Here is a 2,027-nt window from a genome sequence, read left to right as displayed (position 1 = left end):
GGTGTACTCCATACCTTCGCGACTAGTCCAAACATTTTTGCAGGTCACTGAACAGGTGTGGCAACCAATACACTTATCAAGGTTGAGAACCATGCCTACCTGGGAACGAATTTTCATTTCACGGCCTCCTGAACGCTGTCATTGCCTTCACCATCCAGCCAGTCAACGTGTTTCATCTTGCGCACTAACACGAACTCATCGCGATTTGAGCCGACGGTGCCGTAATAATTAAAACTGTAAGAGAGCTGCGCGTAGCCGCCGATCATGTGGGTTGGCTTGGGGCAGACACGGGTGACCGAGTTGTGAATACCGCCCCGCGTGCCGGTGACCTCAGAGCCAGGGACGTTCACGTTGCGCTCCTGGGCGTGGTACATCATCACCATGCCCGCCTTGACCCGCTGGCTGACCACTGCCCGCGCGGCAATCGAGCCGTTGGCGTTGTAGACCTCGATCCAGTCGTTGTCCTCGATATCGATCTCAGCCGCGTCCGCCTCGGAGAGCCACACCACCGGGCCGCCTCGGTTAAGCGTCAACATCAGCAGGTTGTCCGAGTAAGTGGAGTGGATGCCCCACTTCTGGTGCGGCGTGAGGAAGTTCAGCGCCTTGCTCTTGAAGCCGTTGTCGGCGGGAAGCTGGAAGCCTTTGGCCGCCTTGGTATCGATGGGCGGACGATAGACCAGCAGGCTTTCGCCAAAAGCGCGCATCCAGGCGTGATCCTGATAGAACTGCTGACGGCCACTCACGGTGCGCCAGGGAATCAGCTCGTGAACGTTGGTGTAACCGGCGTTATAGGAGACATGCTCATCCTCGAGGCCGGACCAGGTCGGGCTGGAGATAATCTTGCGCGGCTGGGCGACGACATCGCGAAAGCGGATTTTTTCGTCATGTTTGGGCCTTGCCAGGTGGGTATGGTCACGCCCGGTAATTTTGGAGAGTGCATCCCACGCTTTTACTGCCACGGCGCCGTTGGTTTCCGGTGCCAGGGTCAGAATCATCTCGGCAGCATCGATAGCGCTGTCGATCAACGGACGCCCTTTATGCGGGCCATCCAGCTTGCGATGGTTGAGTTTGCCCAGCAGCTCGACTTCAGCATCGGTATTCCAGGCGATGCCCTTGCCGCCGTTGCCGATACTTTCCAGCAGCGGCCCAACAGAGGTGAAGCGCTCATACGTTTCGGGATAGTTGCGTTTGACCTCAATTAGCGATGGCATGGTCTTGCCAGGGATCGGCTCGCATTCGCCCTTCTTCCAATCCATCACCGCCGGCTGGGCCAACTCCCCTGGCGAGTCGTGCTGCATCGGCAGCGTGACCAGATCGGTCTCCTCGCCCAGGTGGTCTACACACACTTTGGAGAACGCCTTGGCAATACCCTTGTAAATATCCCAGTCGCTGCGCGATTCCCAGGCCGGGTCGGTGGCGGCAGTCAAGGGGTGAATAAAGGGGTGCATGTCAGAAGTGTTAAGGTCGTCCTTCTCATACCAGGTCGCCGTAGGCAGCACGATATCCGAGTAGAGACAGGTGGTGGACATACGGAAATCCAGCGTCACCAGCAGGTCGAGCTTGCCTTCCGGCGCCTCGTCACGCCACACGACTTCTTCGGGTTTCTGGCCGCCGAAGTCGCCCAGGTCTTTGCCCTGAATACCGTGGCGTGTACCCAACAGGTACTTGAGCATGTACTCATGGCCCTTACCGGAGCTGCCCAGCAGGTTGGAGCGCCAGATGAACATATTGCGCGGGAAGTTCTCTGGCGCGTCCGGGTCTTCTGCGGCAAAGCGCAGTTCGCCGCTTTTAAGTTGCTGAACCGCATAGTCGGCGGTAGACATACCCGCGGCTTCGGCTTTTTTCGCCAGGCGCAGCGGGTTAGTGTCCAGTTGAGGTGCTGACGGCAGCCAGCCCATACGCTCAGCGCGCACGTTAAAGTCGATCAGACTTCCTGGGTAATCCTCGGCCTTGGCCAACGGTGAGAGGATCTCTTTGATTTCGAGCTTCTCATAGCGCCACTGGGAGGAGTGACTGTAGAAGAAGGA

1 protein-coding gene and 1 pseudogene are annotated in these 2,027 nt (G+C 58.1%); both read right to left on the bottom strand.

Features of this window, described 5'->3' with window-relative positions; all coding sequences use genetic code 11:
• Positions 1–117 (bottom strand): annotated as a pseudogene (locus tag AAC076_RS17310) (hypothetical protein); the annotation flags it as partial.
• Positions 114–2,027 (bottom strand): nitrate reductase subunit alpha (locus AAC076_RS17305; RefSeq protein WP_339848102.1); only part of this gene is annotated, 1,914 nt, incomplete at its 5' end. The gene AAC076_RS17305 and the pseudogene AAC076_RS17310, both read right to left, overlap by 4 nt.

Source organism: uncultured Halopseudomonas sp. (assembly GCF_963977355.1).
Taxonomy (GTDB): Bacteria; Pseudomonadota; Gammaproteobacteria; order Pseudomonadales; family Pseudomonadaceae; genus Halopseudomonas.
The sequence above is the reverse complement of the archived record's forward strand: the minus strand, read 5'-3'. Positions and strand labels throughout refer to the sequence as shown.